Source organism: Micromonospora sp. NPDC005173, from assembly GCF_040608515.1.
Lineage (GTDB): Bacteria > Actinomycetota > Actinomycetes > Mycobacteriales > Micromonosporaceae > Micromonospora.
In genome coordinates, this window is record NZ_JBEXIK010000024.1 from 20,366 (window position 1) to 39,476 (window position 19,111).

Annotated in this window: 17 protein-coding genes; 6 read left to right on the top strand and 11 right to left on the bottom strand. The window is 72.4% G+C overall.

The annotated features are described in order from the left end of the window. Window positions 1–11: 11 nt before the first annotated feature. From rpsI to ABZV00_RS23890, 6 genes are all read right to left on the bottom strand, one after another. Window positions 12–476 carry a 30S ribosomal protein S9 gene (rpsI, locus tag ABZV00_RS23865; RefSeq protein WP_328420426.1) on the bottom strand — a complete coding sequence of 155 codons (465 nt, stop codon included), beginning with the start codon at window positions 474–476 and terminating at the stop codon, window positions 12–14. A 20-nt stretch (window positions 477–496) separates the two neighbouring features. Then, complete coding sequence (gene rplM, locus ABZV00_RS23870; RefSeq protein WP_109815637.1) at window positions 497–940, bottom strand: 50S ribosomal protein L13; 444 nt, start codon at window positions 938–940, stop codon at window positions 497–499. A 209-nt stretch (window positions 941–1,149) separates the two neighbouring features. Beyond that, complete coding sequence (locus tag ABZV00_RS23875) at window positions 1,150–2,499, bottom strand: nitrate/nitrite transporter (protein WP_355609880.1); 1,350 nt, start codon at window positions 2,497–2,499, stop codon at window positions 1,150–1,152. 174 nt (window positions 2,500–2,673) lie between these two features. Continuing rightward, entirely contained in the window at window positions 2,674–2,967 is a 294-nt protein-coding gene (locus ABZV00_RS23880; RefSeq protein WP_328420431.1) for a hypothetical protein, read from the bottom strand. Then, window positions 2,957–3,244 carry a DUF6364 family protein gene (locus tag ABZV00_RS23885; RefSeq protein WP_355609805.1) on the bottom strand — a complete coding sequence of 96 codons (288 nt, stop codon included), beginning with the start codon at window positions 3,242–3,244 and terminating at the stop codon, window positions 2,957–2,959. Before ABZV00_RS23885 ends, ABZV00_RS23880 begins: the two co-directional genes overlap by 11 nt. 57 nt (window positions 3,245–3,301) lie before the next feature. Next, a complete protein-coding gene (locus ABZV00_RS23890) occupies window positions 3,302–4,027 on the bottom strand; it encodes a class I SAM-dependent methyltransferase (protein WP_355609807.1) in 726 nt (241 codons plus the stop codon). 220 nt (window positions 4,028–4,247) lie between these two features. Between ABZV00_RS23890 and ABZV00_RS23895 the strand changes: the two genes are divergently transcribed. Genes ABZV00_RS23895 through ABZV00_RS23915 form a run of 5 tightly spaced genes read left to right on the top strand, consistent with a single transcriptional unit; the run spans window position 4,248 to window position 11,845 of the window. Continuing rightward, on the top strand, window positions 4,248–6,467 hold the full coding sequence (locus tag ABZV00_RS23895; RefSeq protein ID WP_355609809.1) for a molybdopterin oxidoreductase family protein: 2,220 nt from the start codon (window positions 4,248–4,250) through the stop codon (window positions 6,465–6,467). Continuing rightward, complete coding sequence (locus ABZV00_RS23900; protein ID WP_355609811.1) at window positions 6,464–7,903, top strand: FAD-dependent oxidoreductase; 1,440 nt, start codon at window positions 6,464–6,466, stop codon at window positions 7,901–7,903. The genes ABZV00_RS23895 and ABZV00_RS23900 overlap by 4 nt, the downstream gene beginning before the upstream one ends. Beyond that, a complete protein-coding gene (nirB, locus tag ABZV00_RS23905; RefSeq protein ID WP_355609813.1) occupies window positions 7,900–10,413 on the top strand; it encodes a nitrite reductase large subunit NirB in 2,514 nt (837 codons plus the stop codon). The genes ABZV00_RS23900 and nirB overlap by 4 nt, the downstream gene beginning before the upstream one ends. Next, window positions 10,410–10,757 (top strand): nitrite reductase small subunit NirD, encoded by a 348-nt coding sequence (nirD, locus tag ABZV00_RS23910; RefSeq protein ID WP_355609815.1) that lies wholly within the window; start codon window positions 10,410–10,412, stop codon window positions 10,755–10,757. The genes nirB and nirD overlap by 4 nt, the downstream gene beginning before the upstream one ends. Next, window positions 10,757–11,845 (top strand): uroporphyrinogen-III synthase, encoded by a 1,089-nt coding sequence (locus tag ABZV00_RS23915; protein ID WP_328420445.1) that lies wholly within the window; start codon window positions 10,757–10,759, stop codon window positions 11,843–11,845. The genes nirD and ABZV00_RS23915 overlap by 1 nt, the downstream gene beginning before the upstream one ends. A 42-nt stretch (window positions 11,846–11,887) precedes the next feature. On the opposite strand, the gene ABZV00_RS23920 is transcribed toward ABZV00_RS23915, so the two are convergent. The 4 genes from ABZV00_RS23920 to ABZV00_RS23935 form a co-directional block, all read right to left on the bottom strand. Beyond that, complete coding sequence (locus tag ABZV00_RS23920; protein WP_355609818.1) at window positions 11,888–12,511, bottom strand: ATP/GTP-binding protein; 624 nt, start codon at window positions 12,509–12,511, stop codon at window positions 11,888–11,890. Continuing rightward, a complete protein-coding gene (locus ABZV00_RS23925) occupies window positions 12,492–12,857 on the bottom strand; it encodes a DUF742 domain-containing protein (protein ID WP_328420448.1) in 366 nt (121 codons plus the stop codon). Before ABZV00_RS23925 ends, ABZV00_RS23920 begins: the two co-directional genes overlap by 20 nt. An 89-nt stretch (window positions 12,858–12,946) precedes the next feature. Beyond that, complete coding sequence (locus ABZV00_RS23930) at window positions 12,947–13,354, bottom strand: roadblock/LC7 domain-containing protein (protein WP_007465177.1); 408 nt, start codon at window positions 13,352–13,354, stop codon at window positions 12,947–12,949. Then, the gene (locus ABZV00_RS23935; RefSeq protein WP_355609820.1) at window positions 13,351–16,464 is read right to left on the bottom strand and encodes a nitrate- and nitrite sensing domain-containing protein; all 3,114 of its coding nucleotides are present in this window, start codon (window positions 16,462–16,464) and stop codon (window positions 13,351–13,353) included. Before ABZV00_RS23935 ends, ABZV00_RS23930 begins: the two co-directional genes overlap by 4 nt. Window positions 16,465–16,909: 445 nt before the next feature. On the opposite strand from ABZV00_RS23935, the gene ABZV00_RS23940 reads away from it, so the two are divergent. After that, on the top strand, window positions 16,910–18,091 hold the full coding sequence (locus tag ABZV00_RS23940) for an ABC transporter substrate-binding protein (protein ID WP_328420452.1): 1,182 nt from the start codon (window positions 16,910–16,912) through the stop codon (window positions 18,089–18,091). A 107-nt stretch (window positions 18,092–18,198) separates the two neighbouring features. Here the strand turns inward: ABZV00_RS23940 and ABZV00_RS23945 are convergent, their stop codons facing one another. Then, a complete protein-coding gene (locus tag ABZV00_RS23945; protein ID WP_328420454.1) occupies window positions 18,199–19,059 on the bottom strand; it encodes an ABC transporter permease in 861 nt (286 codons plus the stop codon). Window positions 19,060–19,111: the final 52 nt, after the last annotated feature.

Consider the following 19,111-nt stretch of genomic DNA (forward strand, 5'->3'; position numbering starts at 1 on the left):
GCTGGCGAAGATCAGCGCTTCGAGTACTGGGGAGCCTTACGGGCCTTCTTGAGGCCGTACTTCTTGCTCTCCTTGACCCGGGCGTCCCGAGTGAGGAAGCCGGCCTTCTTCAGGGCCGGGCGGTCGTCCGGCTCGTTCACGATCAGCGCCCGGGCGATGCCCAGCCGCAGCGCGCCGGCCTGGCCGGTGGTGCCGCCGCCGCGCAGGTTGGCGATGACGTCGAACTGCTCGGGCTTCTCGGCGGTGACCAGCGGGTCCTTGATCAGCTGCTGGTGCACCTTGCTCGGGAAGTAGGCCTCAAGGTCGCGGCCGTTGCAGGTGATCTTGCCGGTGCCCGGAACGATACGGACCCGGACGATGGCCTGCTTGCGCCGACCCACGGTCTGGATCGGGCGGTCACCACGCGGCGCGCGGGCGACGGGCGCGGGCGCCTCGGTGGCCTCGGGGGCAACCTCGGTCTCGGTGATGTCGGTCATGCTGCTTCCTTCGCCCGCGCTCACTGCGCGATCTGCTTGATCTCGAACGGCATCGGCTGCTGAGCGCCGTGCGGGTGCTCGGCACCGGCGTAGACCTTCAGCTTCTTGATCAGCTGGCGGCCGAGCTTGTTGTGCGGGAGCATCCCCTTCACGGCCAGCTCGATGGCCCGCTCGGGGCGCTTGGTCAGCAGCTCGTCATAGCCGACCTGCTTCAGACCACCCGGGTAACCGGAGTGGCGGTAAGCAACCTTGGTCTGGCGCTTGTTGCCGGTCAGCGCAACCTTGCCCGCGTTCACGATGACGACAAAGTCGCCCGTGTCGACGTGCGGCGCGAAAGTCGGCTTGTGCTTACCACGCAGCAACGTGGCGGCGTGGGTGGCCAGGCGGCCCAGCACGACATCAGAGGCGTCGATGACGTGCCACTGACGCTCGATCTCACCCGGCTTCGGGCTGTACGTACGCACAGGTCTACCTTGTCTCGTCGTCGGTCTGGGGTCGCGCGCCGAGGTGACCAGATCTTGCAGGCCGGACCAGCGCGCACGAACGACCAAGCGTACCTGATAGGGCACGCCTCTGGATGTCGTACAACAGCAGGCAACGATACCGGGCGCCCGGTCGGCAGGTCAAAACGGGGGTACGGCCCCGCGCGGCGACCCAACGGCCGTGGCCCAGCTCACACGCCAGCGAGCCCTTCGGCCCTCGGACGACGATACGCGACCCAGGTCACCACGACACACAGCGCGTACCAACCGATGAACGCCAGGTAGGCGGCGTCGGCCTTGCCGGAGCCGAGGAACGACTGACGGAACGCGACGTTGACCAGCACCCCGCCGGAGGCGCCGACCGCGCCGGCGATCCCGATCAACGCGCCGGTCATGCGCCGCGCCCAACGGGCGGCGCCCTCCGGGTCGCGCCGGCCCGCGGCCACCGCGTCCGCCGCCCGGGCCCGGAAGATGGCCGGGATCATCTTGTACGTGGAGCCGTTGCCGATGCCGGAGAAGACGAAGAGGGCGAGGAACCCGGCCAGGTAGAGCCCGAACGAGCGCTCCCGAGCCGCGTACAGCACCGCTCCGGCGCCGGCCGCCATCGCCACGAAGTTCCAGAAGGTCACCCGGGCTCCGCCGAGTCGGTCGGCGAGGTGCCCGCCCAGCGGCCGGATCAGCGAGCCCACCAGCGGGCCGAGGAAGGTCAACCAGGCAGCGTCGACGGGGGTCGGGAACCGCTCGGCGAACTGGAGCTGGAGCACCTGACCGAACGCGAAGCCGAACCCGATGAACGAGCCGAAGGTGCCGATGTAGAGGAGCGACATGATCCAGGTGTGCGGGTCGCGGGCGGCCTCGCGCAGCGCGCCCGACTCGTTGCGCGCCCCGGGCACGGTGTCCAACCAGCGGGCCGCCGCCAGCGCGGCCAGCACGATCAGCGGCAGGTAGACCGCCGGAACCAGCCGGGGGTACGCGGCACCGGCGGTGGCCAGTACCGCCAGCCCGACCAACTGCACCGCGGGTACGCCCAGGTTGCCGCCGCCGGCGTTGAGCCCGAGGGCCCGGCCTTTGAGCCGCTGTGGATAGAACAGGTTGATGTTCGCCATCGAGGATGCGAAGTTGCCACCTCCGACGCCGGTGAGGCAGGCGAGCACCATCAGCGTGGTGTAGGACACCCCGGGCTCCAGCAGCAACGTCATCGGCACCGCGGGCACCAGCAGCAGCAGTGCGCTGACGATCGTCCAGCGCCGCCCACCGAAGCGGGCCACCGCCAGCGTGTACGGCAGCCTCAGCACTGCGCCCAGCGCGGCCGGCACTGCGGTGAGCAGGAATTTCCCGGCCGGATCGATGCCGTACTCGGGGCCGAGGAAGAGCACGGTCACCGACCAGAGGCTCCACACCGAGAAGCCGACGTGCTCGGCGAAGATCGAGACCCAGAGGTTGCGCCGGGCGATCGGTGCGCCCGTTGTCCGCCAGAAGTCGGGGTCCTCGGGGCGCCAGTCGTCGAGGCGGTGCCGGTGCCCCGTGGCGCCCGGCGGCACGGCGGTGACTGCGGTGCTGGTGAGCGTGCTCACTGCGGCTCCTCCTCGTCGATGTGACCAGGGGGAACGCTAGGAACACCGGGTTACCGGGCGGTGCCCGTCGCGGGTCGGCCCGGAAACGGTAACCGCACCGCGGGCCGGCAGCGGTAGTGAGCGGGGCACCCCGGTCGGAGGTCAGAGCTCCTGGAGGATGCGCAGCGCGCGGCCGACCCGGAGCATGGTGTCGGTGTCGGCGACGTCCACGCAATCGGTGAACCACTTCTTCATCGGCGAGGAGAGGCGGTCGGGCATCACCACGTAGCGGCCCATCGTCACGGCGAGCGGGGAGTCCCGCAGCAGCGACTCCTCGACCACCTCGACCACGATCACGATCGGCACGTCGGTGGAGTTGTAGACGTCCGAGCTGATCACGAGTCCGAGGCGTTCCCGAGCGCCCTCGATGCGCCAGACCTCACCCCTACGCAGCACGCGGCCGGCCGCGGAAGAGCAGGTCGTCGACCATACCCACCTCGCGGGCGTCGGCGAGGGCGGCGGACTCCAGGTCCATGCCGGCACGACCCACGGCGGCGGCGTGCGCGGTGAAGACCTCGCGCAGCGCCTTCTCCCGGGCGGCCTGGTCCATCCACGCGGAGAGCGACAGCCCTTCGCGCTTGGCGAACCGCCGGGCCTCCTCGATCGTCTCGTCTGTGAACGACAGAGTCACCTTGGCAGTCATGCCGAGGAGACTACCCATCGGTATGACCATCAGTCATCCGCGCGCCCGCCAACTCACCCCCGGTCGTCGAAACGCACATTCCGGCCCTCACCGGGTCGACTCGGCAGCCCGGCCGCCGAACACCGCGAAGCGCCATTCCTTGAAGTAGCAGTCGACGTCGACCAGGCCTGCCTCGGCGAGCCACTGGCACTGCTCGGCGACCGTCGTCGGCCGGTCGTGCCGCATCCGCTCCCGGGCGGGGGCGATCTCCTCGGGGGGCGAGCCCAACTCGGTGATCCGTGCCGTCCACACCTCGTCGTAGCGCCGGTCCAGGGCCGGGGTCGGGCCGGCCACCTGCTCGGCGTTGACGAACACCCCGCCGGGCACCAGCGCCGCGGAGGCCCGCCGGTAGAGCGCACGCTTGTCGGCGTCGTCCAGGTGATGGATCGCCAGCGCGCTGACCACCGCGTCGTACCGACCGGCCGGTAGCGGGTCGGCCAGGCTGGCCCGGACCGTCCGGTGCGGCATGGACCGGGCGTTCAACTGGTCGGCGGCGCGGGCGAGCATCGCCGGTGCGGCGTCCACCAGGGTCAGCCGCACCCCTGGCACCGCCTCGGCGAGCAGGAGCGAGAGCAGGCCGGTGCCGGCGCCCAGGTCCAGCACCTCCGGGGCACGTCCGGCGGCCAGTGCGGCGCGCAGGGGTGGAGCGGCCACCTGGACGGCGGTGCCGTAGAAGGCGTCGAAGCAGGGCACCAGTCGCCTGCGTGCCTCGTCGTAGCTGCCGGCAACCGCGTCGAAGGCGTCCGCCACGCTCATCGCACTCTCCCATTTCATGAGAAAACCTTCCCATATGTTAGACGCGAACCGCGTGACTGGCGTAGCACCGACCGCACGGTGAGACGCGGACGGCGCAGGCCACGGCTGGCGGACAGCAGGCCGACGGACACCACCCACCCGTCACGTCCGCTGCCCCTGTGCGGTGTGAGCCCCACTTGACAGGACCGAAACAGAAGAGACCCGGACCGGAAACCGCCCGGCGGCACGCTTTCCCGACATGACAGACGGTGCGCGGTCGGCAACTCGCCCGGGGCGGACGCCCCGAGAGGTGGCGACACACTGCCCGTACTGCGCGCTCCAGTGCGGCATGGTGCTGCGCCAGGACGCCGACGGGGTGACGGTGCACCCCCGCCAGTTCCCCACCAACCGGGGCGGGCTCTGCCAGAAGGGCTGGACCGCCGCCGACCTGCTCGACCACCCGGAGCGGCTGACCACCCCGCTGCTGCGCGACCCGGCCACCGGCGAGCTGCGCCCGGCCAGCTGGGACGCCGCGCTGGATCGGGTCGTCGCCGGCATCCGCACCGTCCAGGACGGCGCCGGCCGGGACGCGGTCGCCGTCTTCGGCGGCGGTGGCCTGACCAACGAGAAGGCGTACGCGTTGGGGAAGTTCGCCCGCATCGCGCTGCGCACCCGGCACATCGACTACAACGGACGGTTCTGCATGTCTTCGGCGGCGGCTGCCGGCCTGCGCGCCTTCGGCGTCGATCGGGGGCTGCCGTTCCCACTGGCCGACCTGGGCCAGGCCGACACCCTGCTGCTGGTCGGCGCGAACCCGGCGGAGACCATGCCGCCGCTGGTGCGCTGGCTCACCGAGCAGCGCCGTAACGGTGGCCGGCTGATCGTCGTGGACCCCCGGGTCACCGCCACCGCCCGCCTGGCCGATCTGCACCTGCAACCGTTGCCCGGCACCGACCTCGCGGTGGCCAACGCGCTGCTGCACATCGCGCTCATCGAGGGCTGGATCGACCAGACGTACGTGGCCGAGCGGACCACCGGCTTCGAGGTGGTCCGTCGCAGTGTCGCCGCCTGGTGGCCGGCCCGCGCGGAGCAGCTCTCCGGGGTGCCGGTGGCCGACCTGGAGGCGACCGCCCGGGCGCTGGGCACCGGCGGGCGAGTGATCATCCTGACCGCGCGCGGTGCCGAACAGCATGCCAAGGGAGTGGACACGGTCACCGCGTACGTGAACCTGGCGCTTGCCGTGGGCCTGCCCGGCCGGACCGGCTCGGGGTACGGCTGCCTCACCGGCCAGGGCAACGGCCAGGGCGGGCGGGAGCACGGGCAGAAGGCCGACCAGCTCCCCGGCTACCGGCGGATCGACGACCCGGTGGCCCGGGAGCACGTGGCCGGGGTCTGGGGGGTACCGGCCGACGAGCTGCCCGGCCCGGGTGTGCCCGCCTACCAACTGCTCGACTCCCTCGGCACTCCCGACGGTCCCCGCGCGCTACTGGTGTTCGGCTCGAACCCGGTGGTCTCCGCGCCCCGGGCGGCCCGGATCGAGCGCCGGCTGCGCGACCTCGACCTGCTGGTCGTCGCCGACCTGCTGCTCTCCGAGACGGCCGCGCTGGCCGACGTGGTGCTGCCCATCGCGCAGTGGGCCGAGGAAGACGGCACGATGACCAACCTGGAGGGTCGGGTGCTGCGTCGGCACGCGTTACGCCCGCCGCCACCGGGCGTCCGGACCGACCTGGCCATCATCTCCGACCTCGCGGTCCGGCTGGCCGCTGCCGACCCGGCGGCTTCCGGCGCGGCTGACCCGACAACCGAGGCGCGGAGCCGACCCTCGGCCATCGGGCCGGCCGCGGGGGGACCCGATGCCCGACCGGACGCCATCGCGGCGGCTCGGTTCCCGGCCGACCCGGCCGCCGTCTTCGCCGAGCTGCGCCGCGCCTCCGCCGGCGGGGCCGCCGACTACGCCGGCATCAGCTGGGCCCGGATCGATGCCGCTGACGGCGTCTACTGGCCCTGCCCGGCCGAGGATGGGCCGGACACGCCACGGCTCTTCACCGACCGGTTCGCCACCCCGGACGGCCGGGCCCGGTTCCACCCCGTCGACCACCGGCCAGCCGCCGAGGAGGTCTGCGCCACCTACCCGCTGCACTTCACCACCGGCCGGGTGCTGGCCCAGTACCAGTCCGGCACCCAGACCCGCCGGGTGGCCGCGCTGCGCCGCGCCGCGCCCGAGGCGTTCGTCGAGCTGCATCCCGACCTGGCCGCCCGGCTGGGCATCGACGACGGCGACCCGGTGCGGGTCACGTCGCGCCGAGGCGAGATGCTCGCTCCGGCCCGGCTCAGCGCGGGGATCCGACCAGACACCGTCTTCGCCCCGTTCCACTGGGCCGGGGTGGCCCGCGCCAACTCAGTGACCAACGACGCGGTGGACCCGATCTCCGGGATGCCCGAGTTCAAGATCTGCGCGGTCAGGGTGGAGAAGGCATGACCGCCCGAGTGGTGATCGTCGGCAACGGGATGGCGGGCGCCCGGCTGGCCGGCGAGCTACGCGTCCGGGAAGGGGACCGGAAGGTCACCGTGCTCGGGGCGGAGCCGCACCGCGCGTACAACCGAATCATGCTCTCCACGCTGCTGGCAGGTCGGATCGGCGAGCCGGACGTGGAGCTGACCGAGGCCGCCGTGCACGGCGTCGACCTGCGCATCGGCGTACCGGTGACCGCGGTGGACCGGTCCGCCCGGGAGGTCCGCACCGCGCACGGCGAACGGATCTCCTACGACCACCTGGTGCTGGCCACCGGCAGCCGGGCGGTGGTGCCGCCACTGCCCGGCCTCGACCGGGGCGACCTACCGGAGCGAGTGGTCCCGTTCCGCACCCTGGACGACTGCCGGCGGATCCTCGCCGCGGCGGACGGCGCGCACAGCGCACTCGTGCTCGGCGGCGGGCTGCTCGGCCTGGAGGCCGCCCGAGGGCTCGCCACGCGCGGGCTGGCCACAACCGTGGTGCACCCGACCGGGCACCTGATGGAACGGCAGCTCGACCCGGCGGCCGGCGCCGTGCTCGCCGGCACGCTCGCCGGTCTCGGCGTCACCATTCAGCTCGCGGTGCCGGCGACCGGCGTGGCCGCGGACGCCGACGGCGTACGCCTCGACCTGGCCGATGGCCGATCGCTGCGCGCCGACCTGCTGGTGCTCTCCTGCGGGGTACGCCCGGACACCGCCCTCGCCGAGGCCGCCGGGTTGACCCTGCGACGCGGCGTGGTGGTGGACGACCGGCTGCGCACCAGCGACCGGCGCATCTCGGCGATCGGCGACTGCGCCGAGCACGACGGCGCGCTCACCGGACTGGTCGCACCCGCCTGGGCCCAGGCCCGGGTGCTCGCCGATGTGCTGACCGGGGCGGACCCGTTGGCCCGGTACCGGCCACGGCCTGTGGTGACCCGACTCAAGGCGGCCGGGATCGACCTGGCCGCGATGGGCGACGCGGTGGGTGGCGAGCCGGGCGAGGAGCTGACCTTCACGGACCCGACCCGGGGCACGTATGCCCGGTTGCGGATCCGGGACGAGCGACTGATCGGCGCGATCCTGCTCGGTGACAACCCGGCGGTCGGCACGGTGATCCAGCTCTTCGACCGCGGTCACCCGGTGCCGGCCGACCGGCGGACGCTGCTGTTGGGCCGGTCGCTCGGCGCGACCGGTGCGGCACCGGCCGCGTCACCGGCGCTGATGCCGGACGCGGCCACCGTCTGCCAGTGCAACACGGTGACCAAGGGCGCGCTGGTGCGCAGCTGGCGCTCCGGGGCCCGGACGGCCGGCGCGGTGGCGGCGGCGACCCGAGCCGGCACCGGCTGCGGCGGATGCCGGGACGCGGTGGGCGGGATCGTCGACTGGCTGGCCGAGGCGGAATCGGTGGAGGTGGCGCGATGAGCGGCGGTGACCTGGTCGTCATCGGCAATGGGATGGTCGGGCAGCGCTTCGTTGACGCGCTGCGCGCCCGTGACCCGCAGGGGCGCTGGCGGGTGACCGTGCTGGGCGAGGAGCGACGTCCGGCGTACGACCGGGTGCGGCTCTCGGCGTTCTTCGACGGGGTGAGCGAGAGTGAGCTCAACCTGCACACCCCGCACGACGGGGTGCGGCTGCGTCTCGGTGAGCCCGCCACCGCCATCGACCGAAGCCGGCGGGTGGTGACCACCGCCACCGGCGAGTACCGCTACGACATGCTGGTACTGGCCACCGGGTCCTACCCGTTCGTGCCGCCGGTGCCCGGCACGGAGCTGCCCGGAGTCTTCGTCTACCGGACCCTGGACGACCTGGCGGCGATCCAGGCGTACGCCCGAGGCCGGCGGGCCGGCGCGGTGATCGGCGGCGGGCTGCTCGGGCTGGAGGCGGCGAACGCCCTGCGGCTGCTCGGCCTGAGCACCGACGTGGTCGAGTTCGCGCCCCGGTTGATGCCGGTGCAGGTGGACCAGGCCGGCGGTGCGATGCTCCGCCGCTACGTCGAGGAGCTGGGCGTGCGGACCCACCTCGGGGTCGCCACCACCGCGATCCGGCCCGGCCCGGACGGCGCCGTTGCCGCCCTGGGGCTCTCCGACGGTGCTGATATCGACGCCGATCTGGTGGTGGTGGCCGCCGGCATCCGGCCCCGGGACGAGCTGGCCCGAGCCGCCGGCCTGCCACTGGGTCCGCGCGGCGGGGTGCTGGTCGACGCGACCTGCCGCACCGCCGACGAGCGGATCTGGGCGGTCGGCGAGTGCGCGGCGGTCGACGGCACCTGCCACGGCCTGGTCGCACCGGGATACGCGACGGCCGAGGTGGTGGCCGACCGGCTGGTGGGCGGCGCGGCGACCTTCCCGGGCGCGGACAGCGCGACCAAGCTGAAGCTGCTCGGCGTCGACGTGGCCTCGTTCGGCGACGCGCACGGCACGACCCCGGGCTGCCTGGACGTCACGTTCACCGACCCGGCCACCCGGGTCTACGCGAAGCTGGTCCTCTCCGACGACGCGCACACCCTGCTCGGCGGGGTGCTGGTCGGCGACGCCAACGCGTACCCCACGCTGCGGGCGAGCGTGGGTGGTCCGCTGCCGGCCGCGCCGCTGGCGCTGCTCGCCGCGGACGGCGGCGGCGCGGACGCCGGCGCGCTGCCCGCCGCCGCCCAGGTCTGCTCCTGCAACGCGGTGACCCGGAGCGACGTGGACGCCGCCATCGCCGGCGGCTGCGCGGACGTACCGGCGTTGAAGGCGTGCACCAGGGCCGGCACCAGCTGTGGCTCCTGCGTGCCGACGCTGAAGCAACTCCTGGACGCGGCCGGGGTGGCGCAGTCCACCGCGCTCTGCGAGCACTTCGACGTCAGCCGGCGGGAGCTGTTCGAGATCATCCGGGTGCGCGGCATCCGCACCTTCTCCCGGCTGGCCGCCGAGCACGGTCGGGGGCGCGGCTGCGACATCTGCAAGCCGGTGGTGGCTTCGATCCTCGCCTCGCTGGGCGCCGGGCACGTGCTCGACGGGGAACAGGCGTCGTTGCAGGACACCAACGACCACTTCCTGGCCAACCTGCAACGCGACGGCAGCTACTCGGTGGTGCCCCGGATCCCCGGCGGCGAGATCACCCCCGAAAAGCTGATCGTGATCGGTGAGGTCGCCCGAGACTTCCAGCTCTACACGAAGATCACCGGCGGGCAGCGGATCGACCTGTTCGGGGCGCGGGTGGAGCAGTTGCCGCAGATCTGGCGGCGGCTGGTGGACGCCGGCTTCGAGTCCGGCCACGCGTACGGCAAGGCGCTGCGCACGGTGAAGTCCTGCGTCGGAGAGACCTGGTGCCGGTACGGGGTGCAGGACTCGGTGGGGTTGGCCGTGGCGCTGGAGCTGCGCTATCGGGGGTTGCGTGCCCCGCACAAGATCAAGTCAGCGGTCTCCGGCTGCGCTCGGGAGTGCGCCGAGGCACGTAGCAAGGACTTCGGCATCATCGCCACCGAAAGCGGCTGGAATCTCTACGTCGGTGGCAACGGTGGCTTCCGGCCCCGGCACGCCGATTTGTTCGCCACCGACCTGTCGACGGAAGCGCTGATTTCGCTGATCGACAGATTCTTGATCTATTACATCCGCACCGCCGACCGACTGCAGCGCACGGCCGGCTGGATCGAGGCGATGGACGGCGGCCTGGACCACCTGCGCTCGGTGATCGTGGACGACTCGCTGGGCCTCTGCGCCGAACTGGACGCGGCAATGGCCCGGCACGTGGCGTCGTACTCCGACGAGTGGCGCGACGTGCTGGACGACCCGGATCGGCTGCGCCGCTACACCTCCTTCGTCAATGCTCCCGAGGTACCCGACCCGTCGATCACCTTCGCGCGGGAACGCGGCCAGCCGGTGCCGGCGGGCGGCCACACCCCGGCCCGACCCCAGCCGGTCGCGCTGGGCCTGCCGGAGGTGCGGCGATGAACCACGCCACCACGCTGGGCTGGGTCCCGGTCTGCCCTCTCGACCGGCTGCAACCGGACCGGGGGGTCGCCGCCCTGGTCGACGGGGTGCAGGTCGCCCTCTTCCGGACCGCGGACGGGCTGTTCGCGATCGACAACCGCGATCCGGTCTCCGGGGCGTACGTGCTGTCCCGGGGCATCGTGGGCAGCCGCAGAGGGGTGCCGACGATCGCCTCGCCGCTGCACAAGCAGGTGTACGACCTCCGCACCGGGCACTGCCTCGACCTGCCCGGGGTGGCCGTGACCCGGCACGACGCGCGCTGCCGCGGCGGGCTGGTCGAAGTGCGGCTGCGACAGGAGGGCTGATGCGGGAGGAACTGGCCGGCTTCACCATCGGGGTGACCGCCGACCGGCGGCGCGACGAGCTGGCCGCGCTGCTCGAACGGCGAGGCGCCCGGGTGGTGCTCGCCCCGGCACTGCGGATCGTGCCGCTGTCCGACGACACCGAGCTGCGCGAGGCGACCCGGGCCTGCCTGGACCAGCCACCGGACATCCTGATGGCCAACACCGGCATCGGCATGCGTGGGTGGCTGGAGGCGGCCGAGGGCTGGGGGCTGGCCGAGTCGCTGCGCTCGGTCCTGGCCAGCTCGTACGTGGTCGCCCGGGGCCCCAAGGCACGCGGTGCGGTCCGGGCCGCAGGGCTGCACGATCAGTGGTCGCCTGCCTCGGAGAGCTGCGACGAGGTGGTCGACCACCTGCGCCGGCGCGGCGTGGCCGGGCAGGTGATCGCCATGCAACTGCACGGCGAGCGGCAGCCGGAGTGCACGCTCGCGCTGGAGGCGGCCGGTGCCACGGTCATCGAGGTGCCGGTCTACCGCTGGGCCCCGCCGACCGACCCGGCGCCGCTGCACCGACTGATCGACCTGATCGCCGGCCGGCTGGTGGACGCGGTGACGTTCACCTCGGCGCCGGCGGCCGAGGCGCTGCTGCGGGCGGCCGGGGACCGCACCGACGCAATGGTGTCCGCGTTTCACAAGGACGTACTGGCCAGTTGCGTCGGCGCGGTGACCGCCGAGCCGCTGCTGCGGCGCGGGGTGCCGGTCTGCGCGCCCAGCCGGGCCCGGTTGGGCGCGCTGGTACGGACCATCGTCGAAGAGCTGCCCCGCCGGACCATGACGTTCAAGGCCGATGGGCACCTGCTCACCCTGCGCGGGCACGCCGCGGTGATCGACGGCGAGCTGCGCCCGCTCGCCCCTGCCCCGATGGCGGTGCTGCGGGCGCTGGCCCAGTCGCCCGGCCGGGTGCTGTCGCGCACGGCGCTGCTGCGGGCCCTGCCCCGTGGCGCGGACGAGCACGCGGTGGAGATGGCCGTGGCCCGGCTCCGGGCCGCCCTGCGCGCTCCCCGCGTGGTGCAGACCGTGGTCAAGCGCGGCTACCGGCTCCGGGTCGACTGACGCGTCGCGGCCGGCCGGAACGGACCGGCCGGCCGCCTCGGGTCAGCCGACCGGCGTGGGGAAGCCTCGACCCTGCTCGGACTGGAGCCGGAGCATGGCGTGCTCGACCACCGTCACCAGCACCTGCTTGACCGACTCCCGGTGCCGGGCGTCGGTCATCACCAGCGGCACGTGCGGCGAGATGGCCAGCGCCTCGCGGACCTCGTCCAGCTCGTACTGGGGAGCGCCGTCGAACCGGTTCAGCGCCACCACGTACGGCAGGTTGCGGTTCTCGAAGTAGTCCAGCGGGGCGAACGCATCGGTGATCCGGCGGGTGTCCACCAGCACGGCGGCACCCACCGCACCCCGGATGATCTCGTCCCACATGAACCAGAACCGGGTCTGGCCGGGTGTGCCGAAGAGGTACAGGATCAGGTCCTGGGCCATGGTGATACGGCCGAAGTCCATGGCGACCGTGGTGGTCTCCTTGCCCGGCACCTTGGACGGGTCGTCGATGCCGACGCCGGCCGCGGTCATCACCGCCTCGGTGGTCAGCGGTGTGATCTCGGAGATCGAACCGACCAGTGTCGTCTTGCCGACGCCGAAGCCGCCCGCGACGACGATCTTCGCGGAGACGATTCCCCGGCTCTGCCGCCCCCCAGCGGGGTCATAGCCTGCGAAGTCCACTTAGCACCCTTCCAAGCAGTTCCATTCGCTCCTCGAATCCCTCGGCGGGAGCAGCAGTGTGTAACGTCAGCAGGCTCTCGGTCACCATGTCGGCGACCAACACCCGGGCGACGCCCAGCGGCATCCGGGTGTACGCGGCGATCTCCGCCAGCGACTGTGCCCGGCCTTCACAGACCGTGGCGATGCGGTGCTTGTCATGCCCGGCGAAGCGGGACTCGGCGACCTGGGTGGGAGAAGCCGTGAGGACCGCCTCGAGAGCGATGTCCTGCCGGGGTTCGGTACGACCACGGGTGACCGCGTACGGACGCACCAGAGCGCCGCGCGGGTCAGCGCGTCGTTGGTCCATCCCCGATCACCTCCTCGTCCCCTGCGGAGCCGGTCCACACCGCCTCCCATCCCTGGTCCGGCACGCGGTCCGCGCGCCGTGTCTAGGCGCTACGAGCGCACCGCGTCCCGTGGCAGCGGCACCAGCGCGGCACCCACCCGTTCGACCAGCAGCGCCATCTCGTAGCCCACCTGGCCCACGTCGCAGCTACGCGCGGCCAGCACGGCCATCGACGAGCCGTCGCTGATCGACATGAGGAAGAGGTAGCCGCTGTCCATCTCGATGACGGTCTGCAACACCCCGCCCGCGCTGAACATCCGGGCCGCGCCCTCGGTCAGGCTCACCACGCCGGAGGTGATCGCGGCGAGCTGGTCCGCCCGGTCCCCGGGCAGATCCCGGGAGGAGGCGAGCAGCAGCCCGTCGGCGGACACCGCCACCACGTGGGCGATGCCCGCCACGCTGTCGGCGAAGTTGGTGAGCAGCCAACCCATGTCCTGCATGGCAGCTGGCCTGTTCATCGGCTCTCCTTGGTCGAGGTGCTGTTCAGGTCCGTACCGGCCGTCCGGCCGCGCTGTACGCCGCGGTGGTAGGCCGACAACAGGCCGCGTACTTCATCGGGGGTCCGCCGGCTGCGATCCCGGCCGCTCTTCGGTTCGATACCGCCCGGCACGAGCTGCGCCTGCGGCACCCGCTTGGGCAGCCCGGAGCGCGTTGTTCCGGCCGGGGCCGGCTCGGCGGCCCGGCTGGCCCGGGACCAGCCCTCGTCCGCCGCCGTCCGCCAGGCGTCCGGGTCCGTGGCCGGCCTGGCGGGCGTGCTCGGAGCGGCGGGCGCGGATGGCGCCGTTCGGGCGGCCGGCGGAGGGTTGTACGACGGCGGCGCCGTGCCGGCTCCACCCGTGTCGAACCCGTTGATGCTCCCGGTGCCCGACGGCCCGAGACCGTCGGCGTTGGAACTGCCCGGGGTACGGGTGGGCAGCGGCGGTCGGGCCGGTGCCGCGGCCGGCGCGGACGCGGTTGCCGGGTAGCCGCCGTTGCCCGTGCGCAGACCCGCATCGGCCGACCCGGCGCTGACGGTGGCCGGCGGCGAGTCGAACTTCGGTCGGGTGAAGATCGCGGTGGCGTCGTCGCCGTGCGACCGGAACCAGACCGCCTCCATCTCCCGGAAGATCGGCGCCTCGGCGGGGAACTCCGGCCGGGTGTTGATCGGTGCGGCCGGCGCCGGCAGTGTGGCCGGCGGTGCGACCGCGCCGGGACCGGCGACCGGCCCGACCGGCAGCACCGGAGCGCTCCGCCCGTCGGTGGCGTCCGCCGCGGAGCCGCGCCGGGGCAGCGGGTCGATCGTCGGGTAGGCCACGGTCGGGCTGCCCACCGAGGCACCCGTGGTGTTGCCGTACGCCGGCCGGGCCGGCGCGGCCGGGGCCGCCGTGTTCGCTCCGCTGAAGCTACCGGCCTGCACGGCCGGGGCGGTGTCCCGCGCATCCAGCGGGGACTGCCACTGTGCCGGCGCCGGCGCGCTGGTCCGCCACTGGTCGGGCAGCGTCGCTGCCGCGGTGGTGGCGCCGGCGAACGGCTCGCTGTGGCCGGCCGGGGTGAGCGGCGCCTGCTCGACCGCCATCGGCTGGCGTGGCCGGGTGAGCACCTGGTCGCGGCCCCGGTTGGCGGGCAGCACCACGGTGGCGGCGGGCAGCGTCACCTGAGCGACCGTGCCGCCTTCGACGTTGCGGCGCAGCTCCACCCGGATGCTGTAGCGGGAGGCGAGCCGGCTCACCACTGCCAGACCCATCAGCCGGAACGCGGCGACGTCCACGCTCGGTGGCGCGGCCAGTCGCCGGTTGAGTGAGTCGAGCTGCTCGTCGCTGAGGCCGAGCCCTCGGTCCTCGATCTGGATCAGCACGTAGTCGCGGATCCGGCGACCGTCGGCGACCACCGTGGTGTTCGGCGGCGAGAACCGGGTGGCGTTGTCGAGCAGTTCAGCGACGAGCCGCACGACGTCGTTGACCGCGTGCGCGGCGACCGAGATGTCGGTGTCGACGGTGCCGAACTCGATCCGGTTGTACAGCTCCACCTCGGACTGGGCGGCGCGCAGCACGTCCACCACCAGCGCGTCGTCGCGACGCGGTACGGCGGAGTCGGCGCCGGCCAGGACCAGCAGGTTCTCGTCGTTGCGGCGCATCCGCGTGGCCAGGTGGTCCAGCTCGAAGAGCTGCGCCAGCCGCTTCGGGTCCTCCTCGCCGCGCTCGATCGCGTCCAGCTCACCGATCATCTTGTCGACCAGGCTCTGACTACGGCGGGCCAGGTTGAGGAACATCGCCGAGACGCTGGTACGCAGCGCGGCCTGCTCAGCCGCGACCCGGACCGCCTCCCGGTGCACGACGTTGAATGCCAACGCCACCTGACCGACCTCGTCGCGGTTGGTGAGCTGGATCGGGTCCCGGACCTGCCGGACGATCTCCTCCACCCCGCCGTCGCCCACGCTGCCCATGTTCTGCAGCCGCTTGACCGCGTCGGGCAGGTCGTGGTTGGCCACCGAGAGCGCGCCCTCACGCAGCCGTCGCAGCGAGTGGTTCAGCGACCGGGCCAGCACCACGGCCAGCGACACGGCGATGATCAGGGTCAGCAGCACCAGCACCGACTCGACCACAGCCTGCTGGATGACGTCCGAGCGCGCCTGGTCGGCCTGCTCGAACAGCCGGTTCTGCAGTTGGACCTCGGCCCAGCGCATCAGGTCGTTGACCGCGCCGATGGCGGCGGTGGCGTCCTGCACGCCGACCAGCGAGCGCCGCCCCACCGAGCGGGTGATGTCGGTGGCCACCCGGTCGGCCAGGCCGACCGCGTCGCCGGAGACGGTGCTGTTGACCAGGGACCGCTGCACCGGGTCAGCGGCGAGCGAGAAGGAGACCAGGGCCTCCTGTTGGCTGGTCAGCGTGGCCACGAAGGAGGAGAACTGCTCCGAGTCGAGCTGGCCGGCGGTCAGCGCGGTGAAGGCGACCGCCTGCTCCTCGGCGACGGACGCCTTGGCCCGCGCGAAGGCGGCGACCGCCCGGCGGCTGTCCGACAGGCTCTCCTCGCCAGGCAGCTGGGCCAGCCCGTCGCCGTAAGCGACCAGGTCGGTGAGGATGACGCCGTAGCGCAGCACCGCCTCGGCGACGGCCATCTGCCGACGGTCGAGCACCTCCTGACGGGTGGCGTCCAGGGTGGCCAGGTGGTCGTCGATGGCCGCCAGCCGGCCCCGCAGCGCCGCCGGCACCTCGCCGATCCGGCCCCGCTCGGTGCGGTACTCGTCCACCCGCTGCTGCGTCTGGCGGACCCGCAGGTTGTACGAGTCGGCCGGCTGCTGCGGGGTGGCCAGGTAGGCCGCCGCGGCCATCCGCTCGGAGTGGAGGTCCTGCGTCAGCGCGCTGACGTCGATGGAGAGTGCGGTGAGTGACCGCGCCCGAGTGGCGTCGAGGGCGCCCTCGCCAACCGAGATCAGCCGGACCGTGGCCAGCGCGATCACTGCCGCCACCGGGACGACCAGGATCAGCGCCAGCTTGGACCGGATCCGGGCGTCACGCAGTCTCGGCAACCGTCGGCGCGAGGGCCGAGCGCTGTCGCCGAGCGCGGGCAGGGTCGTCGGTCCGGTGCTCACGACATCGCCTCCGTCGTTTCTTCCCCGCCTGACCCGCCGAGCCGTGCCGTAGGCGGAGGGGACCACGCGCGGCACGGCCGCGATTTCATCAGAGAAGATCCTGTTTGGGAAGCCGCAGTGAGGCAGGAAACGGTCGGACGGCGCGCAACCCGTGATCCGGTCAACTGATACCTTCATTTCCGCAAGCCCCTGAACAGGGCATGTGACTCCAGAGTGGTCACGCGTGTATGCAAAGTGAGCTTTTGCAAACATTGCGTTACCCCAGCATGTGGGATGGTCGTCCCGAAAGTGCAACCAGGGTCCGCGCTTGACCACAGCGCCGGCCATTGGCAAGGTTTTGCAGGCTTCGCGTCACACCGTACGGCAGACCGATCCCGTCCCTCTACTGAGGACGGATTAGCGGCGGTGACCGGGCAGCGCCCGCGCCCGCACCTGGAGGACTGAGTTGAGCCCCATCCGCTCCGCGACCATCGCGGCGCTCGCATCGGCCGTAATGGCCACCACGCTCACCGGCTGCCAGTTCGGCGAGGCAGAGCAGGACACTAGTCCGATCGTGATCGCCGCGGACCTCGAACTCTCCGGCGCCGCCGCCCCCGTCGGGCGGGCATACCAGCGCGCGCTGGAACTCAAGAGGGACCAGTTGAACTCCTCCGGAGCACTGAACGACCGGAAGATCGAGCTGAAGGTGAAGGACAACCGTTCCGACGCCGCCGAGTCACTGCGCAACGTCGTCGACTTCAGCAGCGATTCCCGGGTCAGCGCCATCATCATGGGTGGCTGCAACGAATGCGCGGTCGGCGCGGTCGGGACCATCAACGAGAAGAAAATCCCCACCATTGCCCTCGCCGCTTCCGGGACGATCGCCAGCCCGGCCGCCGAGCGGCGCTACATGTTCAAGCTGGGCCCGAACGCCGTGGACAGCGCCTCCGCGCTCACCACAGAACTGCGCCGCAAGAACATCCGCAAGGTGGGTCTGCTCTACACCGACGATGACTACGGCCGGGAGGGCGCCGTCGCGCTCCGCCGCGAACTGACCAAGGCCAATATCAAGCCGGTCGGCGAGGAGTCGGTGAAGACCACCGACACCGAGGTCGGTCAGCAGGTCGGACGGCTCGCCGAGGAAAAGCCCGACGCGCTGGTCATCTGGACCCCGCCGGAGCAGGCGACGCTCGCCGCCACCAGCGCCCAGCAGGCCGCCTTCCGTGGGTCGCTCTTCTTCGACGCGGGCGCGGCCGGCGACCTCTTCCTCGGCGCGGCGGCCCAGGCCACCGAGCGCGCCACGCTGATCTTCACGCAGACCATGGTGATCGATGACGTGATCGCCACCACACCGGCCAAGGCGGCCCGGCGGCAGTGGTTCCAGGACTACACCGCGCGATTCGGCGGGTACAACGGGTCCTCGTCCTTCGCCGCCGACGCGGTCCAGCTGATCGCCGATGCCGAGCTGCGTGCCGGCGGTCCGGTCGGGAAGGTGGACCGCGACGGCCTCCGCGACGTGCTGGAAACATCCCAGATGGACGGTCTCTCCGGCCCGATCCGGATGACGCCGGACAACCACTCCGGGCTGATGCCGCAGGCGCTCACCACGCTGGTTGCCCGCAACGGCCGGTGGCGGCTGGCGGGCTGAGGGCGACTAAAAAGCCAAAGGGCCACACCGTTCTCCGACGCTCTCGGGCGTCGAAGGGCGGTGTGGCCCTGCCGTATCCGGCTCGGCTTCGGCGATGACCTCGGTGGTCAGCGGCTGCTGGTGGTCTCCCGTACCCAGGGCAGGGCGAGCCGCTCGACCAGCACCAGCGTCGAGTAGAGCAGGATGCTCACCAGCGCCACCAGCATGATCGCCGACCAGGCGGTGGCGGTGTCGCCGACACCGGCGTACTGGAGGATGACGTAGCCCAGGCCAGTCTCGCCGGCCTGGAACTCACCGATCACCGCGCCGATCGCCGCCAGTGGCATGGCCACCTTTAGCCCGACGAAGATCTGCGGCAGCGCGGCCGGGAAGCGCACCTTGCGGAACGCCTGCCAGCGGGAGGCGTTCCAGGAGCGCACCAGCTCGGCCAGGTCGGCCGGGGTGGTGGTCAGCCCGGTCGCGGTGGAGAGCACGATCGGGAAGAAGCAGAGCAGGAACACCATGGTCAGGATCGGCTTCTGACCCCAGCCGAGTGCGACCACCAGCAGCGGACCCAGTGTGATCTTGGGTACCGCGTTGATGGCGACCAGCAGCGGGGTGAACATCCGCTCCACCGTGCGGGAGCTGGCCAGGGAGAGTCCGATCAGGACACCCGCCGCCGCCGACAGGACGAAGCCGATCAGGATCTCCAGCAGGGTGTCCCAGGTGTGCTCCAGCATCCGGGCCGGCTTGTCGGTGAAAGCGGCGAGCACATCGCCCGGCGGTGGCAGGGCCGCCGGGTGGACCAACTCCAGCCGGGCGATCAACCACCACGCCGCCAGGGCGACCAGGAGGCCGGCCACGGGCAGCAACGCCGCCCCGGCCCCGGAGCGGAGGCCGGCGCCCCGACCCGCTCGCCCCACCTCGGGGCCGGCACCCGGGGGCGTGGGCACCCCCGCCACCGGCTCCGCTGCCCGGACGTCGGTCATCTTGTCCTCCTCGAAATCCCACGGCCCAATGGGCCGACGGGGGTACGCCCCA

What these genes read in the sequence shown, in the direction of transcription:
- nirD (WP_355609815.1), top strand. Translation starts at nt 10,410, where the DNA reads ATGAACCACGCCACCACGCTGGGCTGGGTCCCGGTCTGCCCTCTCGAC.
- ABZV00_RS23900 (WP_355609811.1), top strand. Translation starts at nt 6,464, where the DNA reads ATGACCGCCCGAGTGGTGATCGTCGGCAACGGGATGGCGGGCGCCCGG.
- rpsI (WP_328420426.1), bottom strand. Translation starts at nt 476, where the DNA reads ATGACCGACATCACCGAGACCGAGGTTGCCCCCGAGGCCACCGAGGCG.
- ABZV00_RS23945 (WP_328420454.1), bottom strand. Translation starts at nt 19,059, where the DNA reads ATGACCGACGTCCGGGCAGCGGAGCCGGTGGCGGGGGTGCCCACGCCC.
- ABZV00_RS23915 (WP_328420445.1), top strand. Translation starts at nt 10,757, where the DNA reads ATGCGGGAGGAACTGGCCGGCTTCACCATCGGGGTGACCGCCGACCGG.
- ABZV00_RS23925 (WP_328420448.1), bottom strand. Translation starts at nt 12,857, where the DNA reads ATGGACCAACGACGCGCTGACCCGCGCGGCGCTCTGGTGCGTCCGTAC.
- ABZV00_RS23930 (WP_007465177.1), bottom strand. Translation starts at nt 13,354, where the DNA reads ATGAACAGGCCAGCTGCCATGCAGGACATGGGTTGGCTGCTCACCAAC.
- nirB (WP_355609813.1), top strand. Translation starts at nt 7,900, where the DNA reads ATGAGCGGCGGTGACCTGGTCGTCATCGGCAATGGGATGGTCGGGCAG.
- ABZV00_RS23890 (WP_355609807.1), bottom strand. Translation starts at nt 4,027, where the DNA reads ATGAAATGGGAGAGTGCGATGAGCGTGGCGGACGCCTTCGACGCGGTT.
- ABZV00_RS23885 (WP_355609805.1), bottom strand. Translation starts at nt 3,244, where the DNA reads ATGGTCATACCGATGGGTAGTCTCCTCGGCATGACTGCCAAGGTGACT.
- ABZV00_RS23895 (WP_355609809.1), top strand. Translation starts at nt 4,248, where the DNA reads ATGACAGACGGTGCGCGGTCGGCAACTCGCCCGGGGCGGACGCCCCGA.